Here is a 21,599-nt window from a genome sequence, read left to right on the forward strand (position 1 = left end):
GCCACCTCGGAGAACCATGCGCATCCTCGTGACCGGCGGTGCCGGATTCATCGGGTCCGAATACATCCGCCAACGGCTGACGTCGGACCCGACGGCACGGATCACCGTCCTCGACAAACTCACGTACTCAGGCGTCGAGGCCAATCTGGCCCCGATCGCGGACCACCCCGGCTACCGCTTCGTCCGGGGCGACATCTGCGACCGAGACGTGGTCGACCACGTGATGGCGGGCCAGGACGCGGTGGTGCACTTCGCCGCCGAGTCACACGTCGACCGGTCGATCGAGGGGGCCGGTCCGTTCGTCCGCACCAATGTGATGGGAACGCAGGTGCTCCTGGACGCGGCCGCTCGGCACCGCGTCGGCCGCTTCGTCCATGTGTCGACGGACGAGGTGTACGGCTCGATCAGCGAAGGCTCCTGGACCGAAGACTGCCCGATGGCGCCGAACTCCCCGTATTCGGCCTCCAAGGCAGGCTCCGATCTGCTGGCGCTCGCCTACCACCGCACCCACGGCCTGGACGTCGTGGTCACCCGGTGCTCCAACAACTACGGGCCGTACCAGTTCCCCGAGAAGCTCATCCCACTCTTCATCACCAACCTGCTGGACGGCAAGGCGGTCGCCCTGTACGGAGACGGCCGCAACGTCCGCGACTGGGTGCACGTCTCCGACCACTGCCGGGGCATCGACCTCGTCCTGCACGGCGGCAGGGCCGGGGAGATCTACCACATCGGCGGCGGGACCGAGCTGAGCAATCACAAGCTCACCGGGCTGCTCCTGGACGCGGTCGGCGCCGACTGGGAGCGGGTCGCGTACGTGGAGGACCGCAAGGGCCACGACCTGCGCTACTCGCTCGACGACAGCAAGATCCGCGAACGTCTCGGCTACGCCCCGCAGACGGACTTCGCGGACGGGCTGGCCGCCACCATCGCCTGGTACCGCGAACACCGCTCCTGGTGGGAGCCGCTGAAGGCGCGGGTCGAGCCGCGATGACCACGCGCTGGCTGGTGACCGGTGCGCGCGGAATGCTCGGTCAGGACATGCTGGCCGAACTCGCCACCGACCCGGACGCCACGGTGACGGGAACGAGCCGCGACCAACTCGACATCACCGACCAGGCCGCCCTGCACATGGCCGTCGCGGGACACCACGTGGTAGTCAACTGCGCCGCCTGGACGGACGTCGACGGCGCCGAGCAGGCCGAGGCCGAGGCCGCCGCGGTGAACGCCACCGGTGTCCGCCACCTCGCACGCGCCTGCGCGGCCAGCGGTGCCGTCCTGCTGCACATCTCCACCGACTACGTGTTCCCGGGCAACGCCGACCGGCCGTACCCCGAAGACGCACCGACCGGGCCCGTCAACGCGTACGGGCGAAGCAAACTGGCGGGGGAGCGGGCGGTCGCCGAATTGATGCCGCGCACCGGCTACATCGTGCGCACCGCCTGGCTCTACGGCGGCCACGGCCGCAACTTCGTGGCCACCATGCTCGAACTCGCCACCCGGCGAACAACCCTGGACGTGGTGGCCGACCAGCACGGCCAGCCCACCTGGTCCCGCGCGCTCGCCCGGCAACTGGCCCTCCTCGGCCGCGCCGCCCTGGCCGAGCGGGCTCCCGCAGGCATCTACCACGGCACGGCGGCGGGCCACACCACCTGGCACGGCCTGGCGTGTGAGACCTTCCGCCTCAGCGGCCTCGACCCCGCGCGGATCCGCCCGGTCGGCTCGGAAACGTTCCCGCGCCCGGCGGCCCGCCCGGCGTTCGGTGTACTCGGACACGCCAATTGGGCCCGCTCCGGCCTCGCACCCCTCCCACCGTGGGACGAGCAACTGGCCACGGCCCTTGGCACGCCGCCCTTCGACGCCCTGGCCGACGCGGCGCGGATGAGCGGCGGACGTCTGCCGATCTGAACGAGCGTGACGCCACTGGACTCGGAAGGCCCCCGCCGGACTGACTGAGCCTTTTCCAACCTCAGTTTGTGCATGTCAGGTGCAGGGTGAGGACGGCCTGGACGAGGCTGGTGATACGGCTGGTAGAGCATCGCAGTTTGCGCATGAGCCGCCAGGTTTTGAGGGTGGCCATGGCCTGTTCGACGAGTGCACGGATCTTCGAGTGTGAGCAGTTGACGGCCCGCTGGCCAGGGGCAAGAGTCTCCCAGCGCCCCCAGTAGGGAACTCGCACGGTGCCGCCGGCGCCCCGGTAGCCCTTGTCGGCCCAGCAATCCACCCCGGTCCCCGCCAGGGCACCGATGATGCCGTGGGTTCGCGCGGCCTTGATGTCGTGGACAGATCCCGGCAGCGCGGGCGAGGCCCACAGCAGCCGTCCCGCCGGGTCGGCGATCACCTGCACGTTCATGCCGTGCTTCTTATGTTTCCCGGAGCAGAAGGATCGGTCGGCGGGGATCCGGTCGATCGGCAGCAACGTGCCGTCCAGGATCACGAACGCCTTGCCGGAGGCTGTCCTCACCGCCTCGGCGAGGGTTGGCGCCAGAGCGGCCAGGATGTCGGCGGCCTCGGCGATGTACCGGTAGGCGGTGGTGGTGCCCACGCCGAATCCGGCGGCGGGCTGGGCGTAGGTATGGCCGCATCGTAGATGAGCCAGCACGAGCAGTGCCTGCCGTCCGGCGGCCAGCCGGCGCCATCGTGTCCCTTGCGCAAGACGACGTGCGGTCAACTCACGGGCGAGGAAGCGCAGAGCGGAGGTGGACAGATCGACCCCGGCTGGGTAGACAAGCGTGCGGAAAGCTCCTGGCAGGATGGCTTGGACTCGATACGCACCCGTCTACCAGGAGCTTCTCCACGCCCGGACCCCACCCTCACCCCCCCCAGTGGCCCTGCTCCGCACGCAGGTTAAGGAAACCTCAGTGGGTGTGGGCGTGAGGGAGTGTGCGGAAGAGTTCGGCGCCGATCACGAGCGCGGGACGGTGGTTGAAGCGACACCGATCCCATTCGTGCCCGCGTCGTGCTCGGCTACCTGCGAGCGGCGCGAGCTGGATTCGGCCGAGCTCGCGGCTCAGGGCCGACTCGGACTCCCCTCCGGTGTGCTCAGCGAGGAGCAGTACCGCCCGGGGACTCTGCGCCCAGGAGCGTGAGCAGCCCGGGGAATCTCTTCTCGATGTCCGCGCGTCGCAGTCGGATGCCCTTGCGGTTGCCGTAGTCGATCTCGTCAATGAGACCTGCCTCGCGCAGGACCCGGAAGTGGTGGGTCTGGGTCTGCTTCGAGATCGGAAGTTCGAACGAGTTGCAGCCCCGCTCGCCGTCGCTGCGGTCGGTGGCCAGCTCCGTCATCACCGAACGACGGTGCTCGTCGGCGAGGGCACGGAACACCGCACCCAGATCGAGCGCATCGGCCTCCGGGCCGTCCAGGTTCTTCCCGGCCATGCGGCACTCCCTTCAGGTACGACTTGCATCGTACCTGAAGGGCGTGCTCCACTGAGGTATGGAGGTACGAAATTTTTCGTACCTTGGTCCGGTCGTGCTGCCCCGTGCCGCCGCGCCCTGAGCCCCGGCCCCGGCACTCACCGGGGGCCTGGTCATCGACACTCCGAGAGGTCATCGTCATGAAGAAGCCCGAGGTGCTGATAGTCGGTGCCGGAATCGCAGGGCCCGCACTCGCCTATTGGCTCTCCCGGAACGGATACCGGCCAACGGTCGTCGAACACGCCCGGCAGCTGCGCTCCGGTGGTAGCGCGATCGTCGTGAAGGGGCCCGCGATCCCGGTCGCCGAGCGCATGGGCATCCTCCCGCAGCTCCGCGGGCTCGCCACCCGCAATCGGTCGCTGACCCTGCTCGACCCCGGCGGCAGGCGAATCCTGCGACTCCCGCTCACCTCGGACAAGACTCCGACGGTCGAAGTGACCCGAGCCGACCTGTCCGAGGTGCTCCACCGGTCGGCGCAGACCGAGGCCGAGTTCTTGTTCGACGACACGGTCACCGCTCTCGACCAGGATGAAGGCGGGGTGGACGTCACCTTCCGGCGGTCCGCGCCACGGCGCTTCGACTTGGTAGTCGGTGCCGACGGGATGCACTCCACCGTACGGCGCCTGGTCTTCGGCCCCGAGCGGCAGTTCGCGAGCGACCTGGGCCTGTACGGCGCGACCGTCCCGCTGGAACCCGACGCCATCGAGGACCCGACCGAGATGACGATGCTGACCGTGCCGAACCGGATGCTGGTCCTCCACCCCTCGCGGACCACCCCGCTCGCGATCTTCACCTTCCGGGCCGCACAGCCAGCGCCCCACGACCGCAAGAACATCGCCCTTCACAAGCAGACCGTGGCCGACGCCTACGCCGACGTGCGGTGGCGGGCACCGGAACTCGTGGCGGCGTTCCTCGACCACCCGGCTCCGTTCTTCGACCCCCTGACCACCGTCCGGGTGCCCTCGTGGTCCCGCGGACGGGTCGTACTACTCGGGGACGCGGCGGCGGCGACAGCCCTGCTGGGCGACGGGTCCAGCATGGCGATGGCGGGCGCGTACGCCCTCGCAGAAGAGCTCGCCGCCCATCCCGGTGACCACGCCCGCGCCTTCGCCGCCTACGAGTCGCGGCTCCGCCGCGAGGTAGGCCCGCGGCAGCGACGCGTCGGCCTGCTCTCCAGGCTCATGGTGCCCCGCACCCGGCCGGGCCTCGCGGTGCGCAACACGGTGGGCCGCGCGGTCGGTCGCACGAACCGGATCGCCTCTCGCGAAGCCGCGAACCGGTAGACCGAGCCCGCACCGACCGGTCACCGGTCGGTGCGCAGCTCCCCTGTAGCTCCCAACCGGGTCGGCGCCGCCATGTCCGACGAGCCCGGCGTGGCAGGCCATCGCCGATGCGGCAGGTCGACTGCTGTCGGCCTCACCCACCGTTCCCGGCGCTCGCCACGACACCGGTGCTGTCGGTGACTACACCACCCGCGACGCGGAGGTGAAGTGCTGGACGGACAAGGCGTATCGAGGCGCCGACGGCACCACCCGGGCGCCCGTCCGCGGGCGGCGTCTCAAGCTGCGGCAACGTCGGCACAACAGCACCCAGGCCGGAATCCGTTGCCTCGGCGAGCAAGCCATGGCCGCCCTGAAGGCTGGCGCCTCCCGCGGAAACTCCGCTGTAGCACCAACCGAGCCACCGCCATCGTGAAGGCCATCCCCGCCCTTCGTCGAGCCTCAACCTGAGGTTGGAAAGGGCTCACTGACAGTCCGGCGGGGGCCTTCCGGCTCCCCGGGCTCTACACCAGCAGCGGGCCGCCACACCGCTCGGCGCCCTCCTTCATCGTGATCAGATTGGCGACCACGTAGGAGATGTTGTTCTGCGAGTGCCACTCGGTCGGGTAGTACGTAACCAACCGCGACCGCTGAAACTTGGCCTCGATCTCGGGGACGAAGGCGCGGTACTGGTTGTCCGTGTAGTACCAGAACGAGTTCTCGTTGTAGAAGGCGACGTGCGTCGGGTCCTGGTACGCGCCACGGCCGTCCGAGCTGGGCGTCATGGTGAGAAGCATGCCACCGGGAGCCAGCAGCCGGTACAGCTCGTTGATCAGCGGCACCTTCGCGGGCACGTGCTCGAGGAAATCCACCGCCCGCATCAGGCCGACGGAGCTGTCGGGCAGGTCCAGCTTCCCCGGCAGGGTCGCGACGATGTCGACGCCCTCCCCAGGGAACTGGTCCACGCCCAGATAGCCGGGCGGCTTCCGGTGGGCCGCGCCGAGGTCCAGCGCGAGCAGCCCGCGCCGCTGGGTCCAGGCGAGGGCGTTGGCCTCGATGTACTTGTCGTACAGGGCGACCGTCTCCCGCTGGATGTGTGCGTTGATCTCCGGGTCGCGCTGGGTGTTCGCGGGGTGCATCCGCTGGAGGTACAGGCAGCGGGAGATGTGGTGGAAGTCGCCGACATGGAACAGACGGCACATCAGATCCTGATCGTCCAGGACCGTACGCGTGGCGTCGTATCCACCGGCCTTCTCGTAGCTCTCCCTGCGGAACGCGCGCACATGGTTGGGCGCGTACCAGATGTAGGCGACGTTGTGCGGCGTCGGCGGCATGGTGATGGCCTGGAGCAGCTTGCGCCCGTCGACGTCCACCTCCTCGTACTGCCAGCCGTGCGACTCGTTGAAACGGGAGTCGTCCCTCTTCCCGTCCTCCGTGACGTGCGCGGTGTTGCTGTGGACGAACACAGCCTCGGGGTGTGCGTCGAACGCCTCGCCCAGCTCCGCCAGGCACGTCTTCGCCAGGAGATCGTCATGGTCGAGTTCGACAAGGATCTCGCCACGCGCCAGTTCGCAGGCCCTGCGCTTCGCCGCTCCGACGCCACGCACGTCGTCCGCGATCTCCACACGCACACGCTCGTCGGGGCGCTCCGGCCGCCACCGGGCTCCGTTGTTGAGCAGAACGATCCACTCCCAGTCCGGGCACGTCTGCGCCTGCAGGGTCGCCAGGCACTCATCGAGAAAACGCGGCCGGTGGCTGGGGGTGAAGACCGAGAATCTGGGTGTTGCAGTCGATGTCATCTGGTGGCACCTGCTCAGTTCGATGTCGGTGTGGGGCTTACGGCATCCTGGAACGATTCCGGTACCTCGGAATGGAGCGAGGGGTCGGCAGCGACAGCACGCCGGAACTCGTCCTCGGCGTCCGAATCGCGGTCCCGCTCGGCGAAAATATGGCCGAGTTGCAGATGGGCCGTCGCAGCCCGAGGAGTCGCGGCGATAGCCCGTTCCAGAAGATCGACGGCCCGGTCGGAATCACGCGACTTCCAAAGGAGAGCCTCGTTGAAGAGCGCGGACGCGTACTTCGGATCGATCTCCAGCGCCTTGTCATAGGCTTCACGGGCGTCGGCTGCCTTGCCCTGCTGCTGCGCGAGGACGCCAAGGTTGTACCAGGCGATTTTGTTGCGTGGATCCAGCGTCAGGACGCGCCGGTAGGTACGGGCCGCCCCAGCGGAATCATGGTGCTGCTCCTGCATAAGGGCGGTCTGCATGAGCACATGCGCCTTTTGGGCCTTCGGAGCCGCTGACGCCAACGCTGACGCCGACGCCGACGCCGACGTTGACGCGCCCGCGGATTTCTGCGGCGCGGCCGAATGGGACTGAATCACCCATACAGCCACCCCAGCGGCAACCGCCGTCGGCGCGGCGAGCTTTACCCACAATGTCCTACGTTTCACTTTGTCACATCTCGTGGAATGATGAGGGACGGTGGACGTGCCAGATCTCAGGTGACCGAAACCGAAAACCGTGGTGAAAGCAGCGGTAATCGGAGTCCGAATCGCCCTACTGCCCGCCGAGATTACAAGGCTGCCCTGATGATGCCGACCATTCGGCAGTCAATCCAGGATGCAGACCACCCGAATGTACGCAAAGATGCGCGGGCGAAGCCGCACCGTACAGTCCAGCTGGACTGGTCTCGGCGCGCAATCGACTCGGTCGGCGTCCGGGCGCCATCTGACGGAGCCGAACTCGCCAAACGAGAGAAGAGCTTCGGCAGCGGGGACGTGCATCAGCTCGAGGTCGGACCCGCCATAGCCGACAGTCCGGTCAGCGTGTTGTCCCGTGCCTGGTGGCGCTGGTGGCCTGAGAAGGTCGACCATGTAGTCATGACCTCCTCGCCCCGCACGCCGCGCATCGGTGGCCGACCGGATCCGATAGGCGGGACCACCGCGCTCGGTGGAGACTCCGCTCCCGCCCGCGGGTACCTGCTGGACAACGCGCGCGCCGAGGCGGGTGAGCGATTCGTTTGGCTGGCCGAGCTGTTCGACGGTGTGACGCGCGGGCACTTCGATCGCCTCGGGGTCAGGGCTGGCTCGCGCTGCTGGGAAGTGGGGGCCGGTGGCACCAGTATCCCGGAGGCGCTCGCGGCGGCCGTCGGTCCGACCGGGCACGTGCTGGCCACGGACATCGACCCGTCGTGGCTGAAGGCAGGCGACGGGTACGAGGTGCGCCAGCACGACATCGCCGCTGATCCGCCCCCGGAGCCGGGGACGTTCGACCTGGTGCACGCCCGGCTCGTGCTGGTCCATGTACCCGACCGGGCCCGCGCGTTGGCCACGATGGCGGCAGCGCTACGGCCCGGCGGCTGGCTGCTGGTCGAGGACGCCGATACCGCTCTGCAGCCACTGGCATGCCTGGACGACAGCGGCCCTGCGCAGCGGCGGGCCAACCGGCTGCGCGACGCGGTCCGGGAGCTGCTGACGGGTCGCGGCGCGGACCTGCGCTACGGCCGGACACTGCCGCGGGCATTGCGTGAGGCGGGCTTGGCAGATGTCGCCGCAACGGGCTCTTTCCCGGTCGGCGGGCTGGCCTGCGACCGGCTGGAGGCGGCGACCATCCGGCACGTGCGCGGCGAGCTGCTCGCGGCCGGCCTGGCCGACGACACCGAGATCGACGCGCACCTGGCCGCCATCCACGCGGGCCAACTCGACCTGACGCTCGCGCCGCTGATCTCGGCCTGGGGACGCCGTCCAGCCGAGCACCCTCCGGCACTCGGGTAGGTGCGGATCCAGGCGTTGTCCGACCTGCCCACAGCGCCGTTCGTCGAGGGAGGCCAGGCAGCTCGCGCAGGTGCGCGCTGCGCTTGACCAACTCCGCGAGCAGCCCGAACCCCGCCCGCCCGACACCTCGGCGGGCGTCAGGCGACCCCGCTCCGCAGGGCTTCGACCTCGGCGTCCAGCGCCGCTTCGCGGGCGACGATCTCGCTGACCGACGTGAGCGCTTCGTCGGCGCGGTGCGGCGGAATGACGATGACGCCGTCCCCGTCGGCGGCGATGATGTCGCCGGGGTTCACCACGACGCCGCCGATGGCGACCGGTTCGCCGATCGTGCCCGGTCCGTTCTTGAAGGGACCGGCGGGAGTGAGCCCGCGGGCGAAGATCGGGATGCCGAGGTCTTCGATGATCGCCGCGTCGCGGACGTATCCGTCGATGATCGCCCCCGCGGCACCGTACGCGGCGAACCGCTGGGCGAGGTTGTCGCCGATGATGGCGCGGCCGTCGTAGCCGAAGGCGTTGATGACGAGGATGTCACCGGGGCGGATGTGCTCGAGCGCCGCGATCACGGCCTTGTTGTCGCCCGCCACGGTGAGGACCGGGAGCGCTGTGCCGACCGCCTTGGCCCCGTTCCAGATGGGGGCGATGCCCCCGTCGACGATGTTCAGCCGGTCGAGGGCGTCGCCGAGGTTGGCCACGGAGTGGGTGCGGAACTGATCGAGCACATGCCCGTCGACACGCTCCCACGCGCTGTTCACGCGCACGTTGTCCTGAGTCATCGCGGGCTCCTCCAGATGGTGGGGTGTGGGTGGGGAAGGCGGAGTGGGCCGGGACGGCCGACGACGCGCGTGGCAGAAAATGCGAAAGCTTTCGCGTTTTGCGAGAGCCAGTGTGCATCCATCCGTGTCGCGAGACAAGGGGTGACGTGCGAGGCGGGGCGAGGCGGGCCGCCGCCCACGTGCCACGGCGACGGTCGGGTGCGATGCCGGGACCGGCCAGGTGGCGGCGGGAGAATCCTGGCGATCCAGTATGGAAGCGGGATCGAAGCGCAAGGTTAACGTCGGGGCAACGCACACCCTTGACCGCTCCGAGAATGCGAATCTATTCTCATTCGCGATTCAAGTCGCAACTTTGATGTCGGCGCTGCTCCCCGGCCCCGTACCGTGACGTCCCCTCCCAGCCCCCACCCCCGGGCGCACACCCCATGGGGGCCGGCACGGCGGTGTTGCCCGGCATCGAGCCCCCGCAGGCCCTGTACGGGCGGATTCCTGAACAGCACCGAAGCCACACAACCACCCCGAGACCCCGTCGCCACGTCCCCCCTCCCCAGAAGGCCGGAACGGGCAGCGCACCTCGGCACAGGAGCGACTGTCGGCAGTCACCCCGCTCAGCGCATGATTCTCAGGACGCCGTTCCGGAGTCCGCGACACCGAAAGTGAACGCGCATGACAACGTCAGACCGGCTTGACAGAACATCGGACCGCCACGGGGAAGCGCCGGAACCGTCCGGTGCGACCGCGACCGCGACGGCACCCGACGTCGCCGCCGCCAACGACAAGGTCGTCCGCAAGGCCACCGTCGCCGGCGCGATCGGCTCCTTCGTCGAGTGGTACGACTACGGCATCTACGGCCTGCTCGTCACCTATCTCGCGATCAACATCATGGGGGAGGCCGACGCCGGAAACCTCTTCCTCACCAACGTCGGGTTCCTGGTCAGCTTCATCGCCCGCCCCTTCGGCAGCGTCATCTGCGGATACCTCGGCGACAAGATCGGGCGGAAGAGCCTCCTGGCCACCCTTCTGGTGCTGATCTCCGCCGCCACCGCGGCCATCGGCCTCATCCCGTCCTCCACCGTCATCGGTGTCGCCGCACCCGTCCTCCTGGTCCTCCTCCGGGTGCTCCAGGGCTTCTCGGCGGGCGGTGAGGTGGCCGGCGCCATGTCCTTCGTCGGCGAGTACGCCCCGGACGCACGCCGCAACTACATGATGAGCTTCATCGCCGTCGGCTCGTTCATCGCCCTGATGTTCGGCAGCGCGTTCTCCGCCGTCCTCATCACGACGCTCGGCGAGGACACCATGACCTCGTGGGCCTGGCGGATACCGTTCCTCCTCGCCGTCCCGCTCGGCTATGTGGGTTTCTACATCCGCAGCCGGCTGGAGGAGACCCCGCACTTCAAGGTGCTGCGCGAGCAGAACACCGTCGTGCGCAACCCGCTGCGGGCCGCCCTGACCTCCCCGCGCCACCTCAAGGCGATCGTGCTCACGATCTTCCTCCCCGCGCTCAACGGCCCCGGCTACTACCTGCTGTTCGTCTACATGCCCACCTACATGAAGACCTCGCTCGGCGACCACAACTTCTCGATGCTGCGGGCCCTGATGGTCACGGCGTTCAGCCTGGTCGCCATCGCGGTCTGTATCCCGCTCATGGCACGCCTGTCGGACAGGATCGGCCGCAAACCCGTCCTCACCCTCTCCGCCGTCGCGATGGCCGTCGTCTCGTACCCGATGTTCCGGCTCATCACCACGGGAGAGTTCGGGCTCGCCTGCATCGGCACCGTCGTCCTCGCCATCGCCTTCTCGGGCCACGCCGCCGTCGTGCACACCGTCCTCGCCGAGATGTTCCCGACCACCGTGCGCTACTCCGCCTACAGCATCGGATTCAGCATCTCCACGATTATCTTCGGGGGCAGTGCCCCGCTGCTGATGACCGAGCTGATCGAGTCGACCGGCTCCAACCTGATCCCGGCCTTCGCCTCCATCCTCACCGCCCTGATCACCCTGGTCACCATCGCCTTCGTACGAGAGACCAAGGGCCAGCCCCTCGCCTCCAGCTGAACCCCCCCCCACAGCTGAAAACACCCCCCAGCTGAAACACCCCGGGAGACACCATGGGAATCAATTCCGTAGCCGTCGTCGCCGACCTCGGTGAGAGTTTCGGCAACTACACGATCGGCGACGACGGCGCTCTGCTCGGCCTCGTCACCTCGTCGAACATCGCCTGCGGCTTCCACGCCGGTGACCCGCGCATCATGGACCGGACCGTCGCCGACTGCGTCGAGCGCGGCATCGAGCTGGGCGCCCACCCCGGATACCCCGACCTCGTCGGCTTCGGCCGCCGGCTCATCGAGGCGACCGAGGACGAGATCCGCACCGACGTCCTCTACCAGCTCGGCGCGCTCGACGCCTTCGCGCGGGTGCACGGCGGCACGATCAGCCATGTGGCCCCGCACGGCCGGATGGGCTCGATCGCGCAGACCGACGCCAAGCACGCGCGGGCCATCACCGACGCGATCGCCGCGTACAACACCGACTACGTCGTCATCTGTCAGCGCGGTCTGCTCGCCGAGGAATCCCGCAAGCGCGGACTCGAGGTCGGCTACGTGTTCCTGGCCGACCGGGGATACGGCGACGACGGCATGCCCGTCTCCCGCTCCCACGAGGGCGGCCTGATCTACGACCCCGAGCTGATCGGGCAGCGCTCGGTCCAGGTCGTCCAGGAGGGCACCGTACGGTCGGTCAACGGCAACGTGGTTCCGCTCGGACACGACGCCGACGTCCTGCTCCTGCACGGTGACCACCCCACCGTCCTGGAGAACGGCACCGCGCTGCGGGCCGCGCTCGGCGCGGCGGACGTCCGCGTCGCCGGTCTGCGCGACGTCCTTGCGGAGAAGGCGGAGGTCGCGCTCGCCCGCTGAGGGCCGAGCACACGAGGCGATGAGCACAGCACAGTACGGTGCCATCACCGTCGAGCCCTTCGGCGACTCGGCGGTGATGGTGACCATCCCCCATGCCGACCAGGCCATCCGCAAGTCCGGGATCACCGCGTTCCGCGACCGGTTCCTGGCCCACCGCCCCCACGGCGTGCTGGACGTCGTCTCCGGTCTCGAATCCCTGCTCATCGAGTTCGACCCGCTGCAAACCGCGCTCCAGCACGTGGAGTACGCGGCCCGGCTGGTGGCGGGGTGGGCACCGGCACCGTCGGACGGGCCGGACCATCTGCGCGCGGTCCGGAAGTTCGCCATTCCCGTCGTCTTCGACGAGGAGACCGGCCCCGATCTGGCGTCCGTCGCCGAGGACATGGGCCTGGCCCCCGCCGAGGTCGTCGAGGCGATCGCGGAGTCCAGCTTCACGATCTCCCTCCTCGGCGCGGCGATGGCCCCGATGATGGACGGGCTCAAGGTGCCCAGGCCGGTGCGCCGGCTCGCCGAGCCCCGGACCGACGTCGCCCCCGGAGCGATCATGATCGCGGGCACCCACGCGATCATCCAGCCGTTCCCCGGCCCGACCGGCTGGCGCGTGGTCGGGCGCACCCCGCGCACCATCGTCGACATCTCCCGGCCGGACCCCGTCTCGTTCGGCACCGGCGACATCGTGCGCTTCGTCCCCGTCACACGGGACGAGGCCGCGGTCCTGGGGGCCGGGTTCCTGCTGCCGGTGGGGGAGTCCGTATGAAGACCGTGGCGCTGGAGATCACCAGCACTGGATGGATCACGACGTTCCAGGACCTCGGCCGTAGCGACACGGAGCGGCGCGGTGTCCCGACGGGCGGCGCGGCCGACCAGCACTCGGCGGCCATCGCGAACCTCCTCGTCGGCAACCCCCGCGGCGCGACCCTGATCGAGAACCTCGGCGGCGAACTGGCGCTCGTGCCGGGCGCGGACGTCCTGCTCGCCGTGACCGGCGCCGCCACCCGGGTCACCGTGGACGGCGGGCCCGTCGAAAGCTGGTCTCCGCTGGTGGTACCGGCGGGCCACGAGGTACGGGTCCACGGGGACGTGAGCCGGGGGACCCGTACGTATCTGGCCGTGAACGGCGCGCTGACCGCTGAGACCCTGCTGGGCAGCGCCGCCCCGGACGCCCGCATGGGCTTCGGGCAGGCCGTCGCCCGGGGCTCGCGTGTCCTCCTGGACACGGCATTCCAGGGATTCAGCCGACGGCTGTTCGAAGCGCCGCTGTTCCGGCTTCCCGTTCCGGTCCCGCGCTTCGACGCCGGGCCCTGGGCCATCGACGTCGTCCCGAGCCATGGGATCCACACGATCGCCGGTATCCGTGAGGTGATCGAGGAGGCGACCTACGTCGTCACCAACCGCTCCAACCACGTCGGGCTGCGGCTGGATGGGCCGGTGCTCCACCCGGACACCGACACCGAGATCGTGTCGCACGGGGTGCCCATCGGCGCACTGCAGATCCCGCACGCGGACGAGCTGATCGTGCTCGGCCGCTACCGCAGCCTGACCGCGGGATACCCGATCGTCGGCGTCGCCTCGCGGGCCTCCCTGCCCCTGCTCGGGCAGGCCGGTCCCGGGCGGGAGCTGCGGTTCCGCTGGACCGACCGCGAGAGCTCGCTGCGCCGCTTCGCGCGGCGCGAGGCGGAGGTGCGGGCCCTCGGCCACGCGGTCACGGAGGCGTTCGCCGCACTCGGCTTCGCGGCGCCCTTGTCCACGTCTAGATGAGAATATATTCTCACTTGAAAAGTCCATCTCATATCAGTCAGGGGAGTCAGTCATGGAGGACGAACGGTGACGACGTCGGCCAACAGGACCGCGATCATCACGGGAGCGGGCAGCGGGATGGGACTCGAGACCGCCCGGCTGCTCGCCCGGGACGGCACCGCCGTCGTGCTCCTCGGCCGCAGACAGGAAGCACTCGACGACGTCGCGGCCACGATCCGCGCCGAGGGCGGCACCGCCCTCGCCATCGCCGCGGACGTCACCCGCGCGGACGATGTCACACGCGTCCTCGACCGTGTCCACTCCGAACTCGGACCGGTCGACATCCTCGTCAACAACGCGGGCAGCGCCTCGTCGGTACTCAACCCGCAATGGCTGCCGCACGACGAGTGGCGCCAGGTCCTCGACGTGAACCTCACGGCCGTCTTCCAGTTCACCCAGGCCGTACTCCCCGACATGCTCGGCCGCGGCACCGGGACCATCGTCACCGTCTCCTCGCTCGCCGCCGTCAACCCCAACCTGCTGGGCGGCGCCGCCTACGGCGCGGCCAAGGCCGGGGTCCGCAACTTCATGACGTTCCTGCACAACACCTTCCGCAACCAGGGGCTGCGGGCGATCACCGTGCTGCCCGGCGAGGCGGACACCCCCATCCTCGACAACCGCGCCCGGCCCCCGGCGCCGGACGAACGCGCCGGCATGGTGCAGCCCGAGGACGTGGCCGAGGCCATCCGCCTCGCCGTCACCCTGCCCCAGCGCGTCGTCCTCCAGGAGATCGTCGTCGCCCCCACCCGCCAGCGCGACACCTCCGCCGACCTCGAGATCAGCCGTTGGGCGGGCGCGCCCGCCGACGCCGCACCGCAGGCCTGACCACCCCGCCACCAGGAGGACCGCATGCCGCCCACCGCCACCACGCAGCCGCCCCTGTTCGACACCGCTCAGGCCGTCGCCCGCATCGCGGCCGCCTCCCGCCGGACACAGCAACCGCAGTCCAAGGGCGACCTCGTCTCCCTCGCCATGGGCGAACCCGGCTTCGACACACCCCACGCGGTGACCGAAGCCGCCCACGCCTCGCTGCGCGCCGGACGCACCCACTACTCACCACTGCTGGGCGAGCCCCCCTTGCGCGAAGCGCTCGCCGAGAAGCTCACCGGCATCGCCGGGGCACCGGTCTCCGCCTCCGACATCCTGATCACCCAGGGAGGAACCGCCGGGCTCGCCGCCTCGATCCTCGGCATCGTCAACCCCGGTGACAAGGTGGTCATCCCCGACCCCACCTACTCCCTCTACGCGGACCTGGTCAGCATGGCCGGAGGCACGGTCGTACCCGTCCCGCTCGCGCCGGACCTGCACTGGGACCTCGACCGGCTCGCCGACGCCCTCACCGGCGCCAAGCTCTTCGTCTTCTGCAACCCCGTCAACCCGACCGGCATCGTCCACAGCCGCGACGAACTCGACGCGCTCGCGGGGCTGCTCGACGGCACCTCCACGATCGTCATCTCCGACGAGGCGTACTCCGACCTCGACTACACGGGCCTGCCCTTCACCTCGGCGATCTCGATCGACGGCCTGCGCGACCGCACCGTCTACTGCCAGACCTTCTCCAAGAGTTACGCGATGACCGGCTGGCGCGTCGGCTACCTGTGGGGACCGTCGCCGCTCATCCAGGCATCCGCCCGCATCCACAACACCTTCAACGGCTCCCTGAACACCTTCGTCCAGGACGCCGCGCTCGCCGCGGTCCACAGCTGCGACGAAGACATCGCCCGCATGCGCGCCGCCTACGAGCAGCGCGGCGAGATCATGCGCACCGAGCTGGCCGCCATCCCCGGCCTCACCCTCAGCGCGCCGGAAGGAGCCTTCTACCAATTCCCGCGCTACGACCTCGACCTGCCCTCCGTGGAGGTCGTCGCGGCGCTGCGCAGCACCCACGGAGTCGCCGTACGACCCGGAAGCGAATTCGGCGCCCGGGGCGAGGGACACCTGCGGCTGTCGTACGCCGCCGACCCGGAAGCCATCACCGAGGGCGTCCGCCGTCTGGCCCGCGGCCTCGCGGCCCTCCGGTGAGCGCCGTCACGCAGGCCACGGGGGGCCGGCCGATGCGCAGCGACACCGAACGCAACCGCAGGTACCTCATCAAGGCCGCCGCGCGACTGTTCGAGAACTCGCCGACGCCGGTCAGCCTGGCCGAGATCGCCAAACACGCCGAAGTGTCCACCGCGACCGCCTACCGCCACTTCTCCTCCGTCGAGGAGATCCTGCACGCTTTCCGCGCCGAAGTGGGCTCCGAACTCCGCGACTTCTGCGCCCGGCAGACCACCCGGGGCATGGCGAAACTCGAAGCGGTATCGCGCTGCTGGGTCTCCCTCGTCCTCGAACACGGCGGCGCGATGGCCCAGATGCGCTCCCACCGCGGCTACCTGGAGCGGCTGCGCGAGGGCACCGGCTACCTCGCCCCGCAGGCCGAGGCACTCGCCGAGCCCCTGCGGCAGACCACCGAGGAACTCGGCCTCGGAGACCTAGGGGATGAGGCCCTGTATCTGTGGAACGCGTTGTTCGACCCACGCGACATCCTCGACCTCATCAAGAGCGGACGCACCGAAGAGGAGACCGCCACCCGCCTGGTAGCCGCACTACGCGGCGCCCTGATCGGCTGGTCCGCGACGGAGCCGTAGGCGCGGCCACGTGCCCCGGCCGCCCGCCGAGGTGCGCTGGCCGCGCAACCTGAAGTCGAAGGAGCTGCCCGATGCTCAGTGGTGAGCTGGCCGAGCTGGCCGGCGTCACTGTCCGCACCTTGCGCTACTACCACCAGATCGGGCTGTTGCCCGACCACCGCGCTCGGCCGGGGGCTACCGGCACTACGACGTAGGTCACCTCGTCCGGCTCCTGCGCATTACGAGGATGACCGCACTCGGCGTACCGCTGTCCGCGCTCCCCGCGGTGCTGGACGATCCGGCGGCCGCAGAGGAACTGCTCGATGAGCTCGATCGCCAGGCCGCCGCCGAGGTCGAACGGCTCGTCGCCCGCCGGGCCAGCATCGCCGCGCTGCGCCGCAGCGGCGCCCCGGCCGACCTGCCTCCGGAGCTTTCGCCATGGCGTTCTGTCCCCACGGCGGGATTACCGGCGGACATGGTCCGCTACGAGAACGAACAGCTGATCCTGCTCGGGCACCTGCTCGGCAAGGACGGCCCAGCGGAACTCGCCGCTCTGCTCGGCGACGCGAACGACGGCATGGCCGCATCCGCACCGCTGACGGCACGCTTCTACGCCCTCGAGCCCGATACCCCGGACGACGAGGTCGCCACGCTGATCGACGAGCTGGTCGCGCACCTCGAGCCGGTGATGGCGCGACTGGCCGGTCTGTCCCCGCTCGACGCGCAGGCCGCAGCGCTGATGGACGTTCTTCGGCTCACCCACCCGTAGTCGGGCCCTGCTGTCCCCGGACGGCACGAAGGTCGCCTACCTCGCCCCGTGGCACGGGCGGCTCAACGTCTTCATCCGTGATCTGGACTCGGACTGGGCCACCCCCGACGACATCCACGGTGCCGACACCCCGGGCGCCCGGCGCGTCACCTCGGACATCCGGCGCAACATCGACACCTTCTTCTGGACCACGGACGGCCGCTACCTGCTGTTCCAGCAGGACACCGACGGCGACGAGAACTGGCACCTGCATCGCGTCGACCTGACCCGACCCGACGAGCCCGCAGTCGACCTGACTCCCTTCGAGGGCGTGCGGCTGACCGGTGTGCAACTCCCACCGGACCGGCCTGGGACGGCTTTCGTGCAGCTCACCATGCGCCGTCCCGACCTGATCGACCTGTTCCGGCTCGACCTGGCGACCGGCCGCCTGACCACGGCCGCGGAGAACCCCGGCGACATCCTGTCCTGGCTGCACACCCCCGACCGGCTGCCGGTGTTCACCATGGAGGAAGGGGGAGACCACGTGCTGTCGGAGTGGTCTCACGGCGAGCCGCGCCCGATCGCGCGGTTCCCCGGTACCGATGTCCTCCTCGCGGTCTTCCCGGCTGTGCTGGCCCCGGACGGAAACGGACTGTGGATCGGTTCGGCGCGCGGCTCGGACCGTACCCGCCTGGTGCGGGTCGACCTGACGACCGGCGAACAGAGCGGGGTGGACAGCCACCCCGTGTTCGACCTGGACACCCCTCGCCCCGAGGCAGACCCACGCTTCCCGTCCTCGCTGATCCTGCACCCGAGCACCGGGGAGCTGCTCGGCGCCCGCTACCTCGGCGCCCGTCAGGAGATCCACGCGCTCGACCCGCACTTCGATCCGGCCCAGCTGGCCCCGGTCACCCCAATCACCCTCACCGCCCGCGACGGCCTGGCGTTGCCCTGCCACCTCACCCTGCCGGCCGGGGCCGAGCCACGCGACCTGCCGACCATGCTGCTGGTGCACGGCGGACCGTGGTACCGCGACAGCTGGTGCTACGACCCAGAGGTGCAGCTCCTGGCCAACCGCGGCTACGCGGTGCTGCAGGTCAACTTCCGCGGCTCCACCGGATACGGCAAGGCCCATACCCAGGCCACGATCGGCCAGTTCGCCGGGCGCATGCACGACGACCTGATCGACGCCCTCGACTGGGCGGTTGAACAGGGCTACACCGACCCGGACCGGGGCGTGATCTACGGCTGCTCCTACGGCGGCTACGCCGCACTCGTCGGGGCCGCGTTCACCCCGGACCGGTTCGCCGCCGCCGTCAGCTACACCGGAATGTCCGACCTCGTCGACCTCGTCCAGTCGGTTGTCCCGCTAGCCCGTCGCCTCGTCGAGAACAGCTACCTGCGCTACATCGGCGACCCGGACGACCTCCGCCAGAAGGCCGACATGCTCGCCCGCTCGCCCATCAGCCGGGTCGACGACATCACCGCACCGATGCTGCTGATCCACGGCGCCAACGATGTCCGCGTCGCCCGCCGCCACTCCGACCGCGTCGTCGACGCGCTTCGCTCCCGTGGCGCCGAGGTCGAGTACCTGCTGAACACGACCGAGGGCCACTGGTTCATCAACCCGGACAGCAACATCGAGTTGTACCGCACCCTCGAGCGCTTCCTGGCCCGGCACCTGGGCGGGCGGTCTCTGACCACGTCCTGACCCAGGGCGGTCGGGCGACGACAGCACGCCGTCTCGACCGAAGCGCTCCGGAGACAGCGGGACCGGCCTTGGGGAACATCGGTACAGCGGTTGGCGCACGGCGGGCCTTGCGCTGTGCCGGGACCCCAGGGACGCCCTGGGCTGACGCTGTACTCGCGGCCCAGCGCGGCGATGGACTGGCCCTCCAGGTAGGCGGGCCCGTACGTCGGTGACCGTGTCGCCCGCGAGGGCGGTGTCCGCCCCCGCCACCCCAGGCGTCGTGGCCCGACTCGCGCAGACGACCAACTGCCCCCGGAGCGCGCCGAACTCGAAAGACTCACCGGCGAAGAGCACACCGATCACGCACTGGGCCGCAGGCTCACGCTCATCGACCTCCTGGAGACGTTCCCCTCGTGCCAGGTCGACCTCGCCCTCGTACTCGAACTCCTACCGGCGCCCCGCCCACGCCAGTACTCGATCAGCTCAGCCGCCGAACAGCAGAGCCACGTGGCGCTGACCGTGTCGGTACTGCAGGAACCGGCACCGCCCGGGAAAGGCATCTTCCGCGGCTTCATCCGGGCACGCATAACCGCCGCCGCAGCGGGACAAGACGTGGGCCCCACGGTGCTCTTCTTCGGCTGCCAGCACCCCGAATGGGACGACCTCTACGCCGACGACTTCGCCGAACACACCGCAGCAGGGCACCTCGAGATCCACCGGGCGTACTCACAACTCCCGGACGGCGAGATCCGCTACGTCCAGCACCGGTTGTGGGAACACCACGAGCGCGTCCGCACCCTGATCGGCGACGGGCGCATGCGTACGTAGGCGGGGACGCGACGGGCATGGGCCCGGCCGTAGAAAAGACACTCCGGCGCAGCGACGGACGTGTACTGACGCGGCGTCCGGCGGAGGTGCCGATCAGGTCGGAGAAGACCCAGTCGTCCCCCGAGACGGCATTGACGACGCTGTCGCGGGCCTGAACCGTCCCACCGGCGCCGAGAGCGCCTTCCGCCCGCCCACCCGGCGCGTCTTCGTGAACCAGGGAGAGAACACCTGCCCGCGATGGGCGCCGGACTGGCAACCCGCGCAAGGGCCCCCGGGCTCTGGTCGCCAACAGCCTCGCTAAGGTTCGGCCGTATGACCGACCGCGTACTGGAACTCTTGCGCACCCGCCCTGATCTGGCCGAACTCGCCGCGTTCCCGTTCAACTTCGACGTGAGCCGGGCAGAGCACCTCGAGCAGGTGCACCTGGCATCCGGTGCGTCCCTGGAGCCGATCGCCGGCGACGACATGGGCGGCACGTACTTCCTATCCGGGGGCACGGCCGTGCTCCACGCGTCCGACGACGGGTACGCCTCACTGGTCGCCGACAATGTCAGCGAGGCGCTTGAGATCACCATCCGGCTGCCCTGGTGGTGCGAAACCATCACAGCCGAGATGGACGAGGAGAGCCTGCGCGCCGCCGTACGGGCGGCGGACGGCCAAGCACGGGAGGACTTCGCCGCCGACCTGGACACGCGGCGAGCGGCGCTGATCCACGGCCTGGGGCTGCCGGACCGGCCGCTGGTCGAACTTTTCGCCATGTCCGAGTCAGCCACCAGGCGCACCGAGCCGGACCACGTTCTCCTCAACTCCCAAGACCTCTTGGCCTACCAGCTCGAGGAACCATTCCGGCAGTCCCTGCGCGACATCGTCCTCGGCCCTGGCCGCGAGGCACTGGAACGGATGCGCCGCGGTGACCTCGGCGCACAGGCGGAAGCAGGGGGAGACCCCGTGCTGCGGGCGGGGATGCTGCGCGCGGTGCAATTCGACCGCCGCGACGGCGACCTGCCACACCTGCGTTTCCTACTGGAGCACGAGAACGCCGCACCCACCGAGCGGTACGAGGAGCGGCGGCTGGCCGCGATGCTGGTCGCCTCGTACGGGCAGGACAGTGACGTGCCGCTGCTGCGGTCGGCCACTTCCGGACAGGTCACCGGCAGCGCCGGGGCGGTCGAGTGGGCCCGCGCCGAGCAGGCGAGACGCTATGGACAGGATCTCGCTACCGAGAGCGAGTTCACCTGGATCGAGCTGGCCCACCGGCAGGGTCGCGTCGAGAACGCCCGCGTCGCGCTCATCCGCATGCTGGACGACACGGGCCCGCACCCGGACCGGCTGCGTGAACTGAGCCGCGCGCTGGAACACATCGGCGACTACCCACAGGCGGCCCGCGCCCAATTCTTCCTCCTCTCCCTCCAGGACACGGCGTGGGACCGAGCCTCCGAGGCGTACGTCCTGGCCCGTCTGGAGCGCCGCAAGGGCGACCTCGCCGCAGCGGGGCGGGCACTGGAGCGGGCACGAGCGGCGGTCGGCGCCGACGGCATGACGCCGGACGGAACGGTGCGGCAATGGCACCGCCGGGGACTCGGCCGAATGATCACCGAGCAGCACCTGGAGCTGACACTCGCCGCGGTCGACGCAGGCGACACGGAACTCGCGCGTACGACCATGACGCACGGCAAACGCCTGCTGAACACGATCGGCAAGAACTCGGCGAAGGCACTCGCTCGGCTGTCCACGAGGGCGAAATGGGCCGTGGCGGGACTTCCCACACCCCGTACCTGAGACACCTAGCAA

The 21,599-nt window shown here is 69.8% G+C and carries 21 protein-coding genes and 2 pseudogenes; 18 read left to right on the forward strand and 5 right to left on the reverse strand.

The genetic code is table 11. The features are described 5' to 3' along the window. Positions 1-16 precede the first annotated feature (16 nt). On the forward strand, positions 17-991 hold the full coding sequence (rfbB, locus tag ACWC5C_RS22200) for a dTDP-glucose 4,6-dehydratase (protein ID WP_450877757.1): 975 nt from the start codon (positions 17-19) through the stop codon (positions 989-991). Continuing rightward, positions 988-1,905, forward strand: coding sequence for a dTDP-4-dehydrorhamnose reductase (gene rfbD / locus ACWC5C_RS22205; protein WP_450877759.1), 918 nt, complete (start codon positions 988-990; stop codon positions 1,903-1,905). The genes rfbB and rfbD overlap by 4 nt, the downstream gene beginning before the upstream one ends. Before the next feature lie 61 nt (positions 1,906-1,966). Here the strand turns inward: rfbD and ACWC5C_RS22210 are convergent, their stop codons facing one another. Next, positions 1,967-2,749 carry a transposase family protein gene (locus ACWC5C_RS22210; RefSeq protein ID WP_450877864.1) on the reverse strand — a complete coding sequence of 261 codons (783 nt, stop codon included), beginning with the start codon at positions 2,747-2,749 and terminating at the stop codon, positions 1,967-1,969. A gap of 290 nt (positions 2,750-3,039) precedes the next feature. Then, positions 3,040-3,375 (reverse strand): ArsR/SmtB family transcription factor, encoded by a 336-nt coding sequence (locus ACWC5C_RS22215; RefSeq protein ID WP_450877761.1) that lies wholly within the window; start codon positions 3,373-3,375, stop codon positions 3,040-3,042. Positions 3,376-3,554: 179 nt separating this feature from the next. On the opposite strand from ACWC5C_RS22215, the gene ACWC5C_RS22220 reads away from it, so the two are divergent. Together ACWC5C_RS22220 and ACWC5C_RS22225 are read left to right on the forward strand one after the other, a co-directional pair. Then, complete coding sequence (locus ACWC5C_RS22220; RefSeq protein ID WP_450877763.1) at positions 3,555-4,697, forward strand: FAD-dependent monooxygenase; 1,143 nt, start codon at positions 3,555-3,557, stop codon at positions 4,695-4,697. Positions 4,698-4,821: 124 nt separating this feature from the next. Next, complete coding sequence (locus tag ACWC5C_RS22225; protein WP_450877866.1) at positions 4,822-5,109, forward strand: hypothetical protein; 288 nt, start codon at positions 4,822-4,824, stop codon at positions 5,107-5,109. A gap of 88 nt (positions 5,110-5,197) precedes the next feature. Here ACWC5C_RS22225 and ACWC5C_RS22230 read toward each other — a convergent pair whose 3' ends face one another. Continuing rightward, a complete protein-coding gene (locus ACWC5C_RS22230; RefSeq protein ID WP_450877765.1) occupies positions 5,198-6,472 on the reverse strand; it encodes a glycosyltransferase in 1,275 nt (424 codons plus the stop codon). A gap of 14 nt (positions 6,473-6,486) precedes the next feature. Beyond that, positions 6,487-6,939 (reverse strand): tetratricopeptide repeat protein, encoded by a 453-nt coding sequence (locus tag ACWC5C_RS22235; protein WP_450877767.1) that lies wholly within the window; start codon positions 6,937-6,939, stop codon positions 6,487-6,489. A 615-nt stretch (positions 6,940-7,554) separates the two neighbouring features. Between ACWC5C_RS22235 and ACWC5C_RS22240 the strand changes: the two genes are divergently transcribed. Next, the gene (locus ACWC5C_RS22240; protein WP_450877769.1) at positions 7,555-8,448 is read left to right on the forward strand and encodes a methyltransferase domain-containing protein; all 894 of its coding nucleotides are present in this window, start codon (positions 7,555-7,557) and stop codon (positions 8,446-8,448) included. 137 nt (positions 8,449-8,585) lie between these two features. On the opposite strand, the gene ACWC5C_RS22245 is transcribed toward ACWC5C_RS22240, so the two are convergent. Continuing rightward, positions 8,586-9,221 (reverse strand): RraA family protein, encoded by a 636-nt coding sequence (locus ACWC5C_RS22245; protein WP_385446822.1) that lies wholly within the window; start codon positions 9,219-9,221, stop codon positions 8,586-8,588. A 666-nt stretch (positions 9,222-9,887) separates the two neighbouring features. On the opposite strand from ACWC5C_RS22245, the gene ACWC5C_RS22250 reads away from it, so the two are divergent. The 13 genes and pseudogenes from ACWC5C_RS22250 to ACWC5C_RS22310 all read left to right on the forward strand — a co-directional run bounded on the left by ACWC5C_RS22250 (position 9,888) and on the right by ACWC5C_RS22310 (position 21,587). Next, complete coding sequence (locus ACWC5C_RS22250) at positions 9,888-11,276, forward strand: MFS transporter (RefSeq protein ID WP_450877771.1); 1,389 nt, start codon at positions 9,888-9,890, stop codon at positions 11,274-11,276. A gap of 53 nt (positions 11,277-11,329) precedes the next feature. Beyond that, positions 11,330-12,136, forward strand: a complete 807-nt coding sequence (locus ACWC5C_RS22255; protein ID WP_450877773.1) for a 5-oxoprolinase subunit PxpA — start codon at positions 11,330-11,332, stop codon at positions 12,134-12,136. A 19-nt stretch (positions 12,137-12,155) separates the two neighbouring features. After that, a complete protein-coding gene (locus tag ACWC5C_RS22260) occupies positions 12,156-12,893 on the forward strand; it encodes a 5-oxoprolinase subunit B family protein (protein ID WP_450877775.1) in 738 nt (245 codons plus the stop codon). Continuing rightward, complete coding sequence (locus ACWC5C_RS22265) at positions 12,890-13,894, forward strand: 5-oxoprolinase subunit C family protein (RefSeq protein ID WP_450877777.1); 1,005 nt, start codon at positions 12,890-12,892, stop codon at positions 13,892-13,894. Before ACWC5C_RS22260 ends, ACWC5C_RS22265 begins: the two co-directional genes overlap by 4 nt. Positions 13,895-13,960: 66 nt before the next feature. Further along, positions 13,961-14,758, forward strand: a complete 798-nt coding sequence (locus tag ACWC5C_RS22270) for an SDR family oxidoreductase (protein ID WP_450877778.1) — start codon at positions 13,961-13,963, stop codon at positions 14,756-14,758. A gap of 24 nt (positions 14,759-14,782) precedes the next feature. Then, positions 14,783-15,955 carry a pyridoxal phosphate-dependent aminotransferase gene (locus ACWC5C_RS22275; protein WP_450877780.1) on the forward strand — a complete coding sequence of 391 codons (1,173 nt, stop codon included), beginning with the start codon at positions 14,783-14,785 and terminating at the stop codon, positions 15,953-15,955. A gap of 32 nt (positions 15,956-15,987) precedes the next feature. Further along, positions 15,988-16,563, forward strand: a complete 576-nt coding sequence (locus ACWC5C_RS22280; protein WP_450877782.1) for a TetR/AcrR family transcriptional regulator — start codon at positions 15,988-15,990, stop codon at positions 16,561-16,563. Positions 16,564-16,634: 71 nt separating this feature from the next. Next, on the forward strand, positions 16,635-16,757 hold the full coding sequence (locus ACWC5C_RS22285; RefSeq protein WP_450877784.1) for a MerR family DNA-binding transcriptional regulator: 123 nt from the start codon (positions 16,635-16,637) through the stop codon (positions 16,755-16,757). Then, positions 16,721-17,311, forward strand: a pseudogene (locus ACWC5C_RS22290) (MerR family transcriptional regulator); the annotation flags it as partial. The gene ACWC5C_RS22285 and the pseudogene ACWC5C_RS22290, both read left to right, overlap by 37 nt. Positions 17,312-17,672: 361 nt before the next feature. Next, entirely contained in the window at positions 17,673-19,001 is a 1,329-nt protein-coding gene (locus tag ACWC5C_RS22295; protein WP_450877786.1) for an alpha/beta hydrolase family protein, read from the forward strand. Positions 19,002-19,286: 285 nt separating this feature from the next. Further along, positions 19,287-19,511, forward strand: a pseudogene (locus tag ACWC5C_RS22300) (hypothetical protein); the annotation flags it as partial. A gap of 81 nt (positions 19,512-19,592) precedes the next feature. Continuing rightward, a complete protein-coding gene (locus ACWC5C_RS22305; RefSeq protein WP_450877788.1) occupies positions 19,593-19,808 on the forward strand; it encodes a hypothetical protein in 216 nt (71 codons plus the stop codon). Between the two features lie 312 nt (positions 19,809-20,120). Continuing rightward, positions 20,121-21,587: a tetratricopeptide repeat protein gene (locus tag ACWC5C_RS22310; RefSeq protein ID WP_450877790.1), complete on the forward strand. Its 1,467-nt coding sequence runs from the start codon at positions 20,121-20,123 to the stop codon at positions 21,585-21,587. Positions 21,588-21,599 lie beyond the last annotated feature (12 nt).

Source organism: Streptomyces sp. NPDC001700, assembly GCF_053596435.1.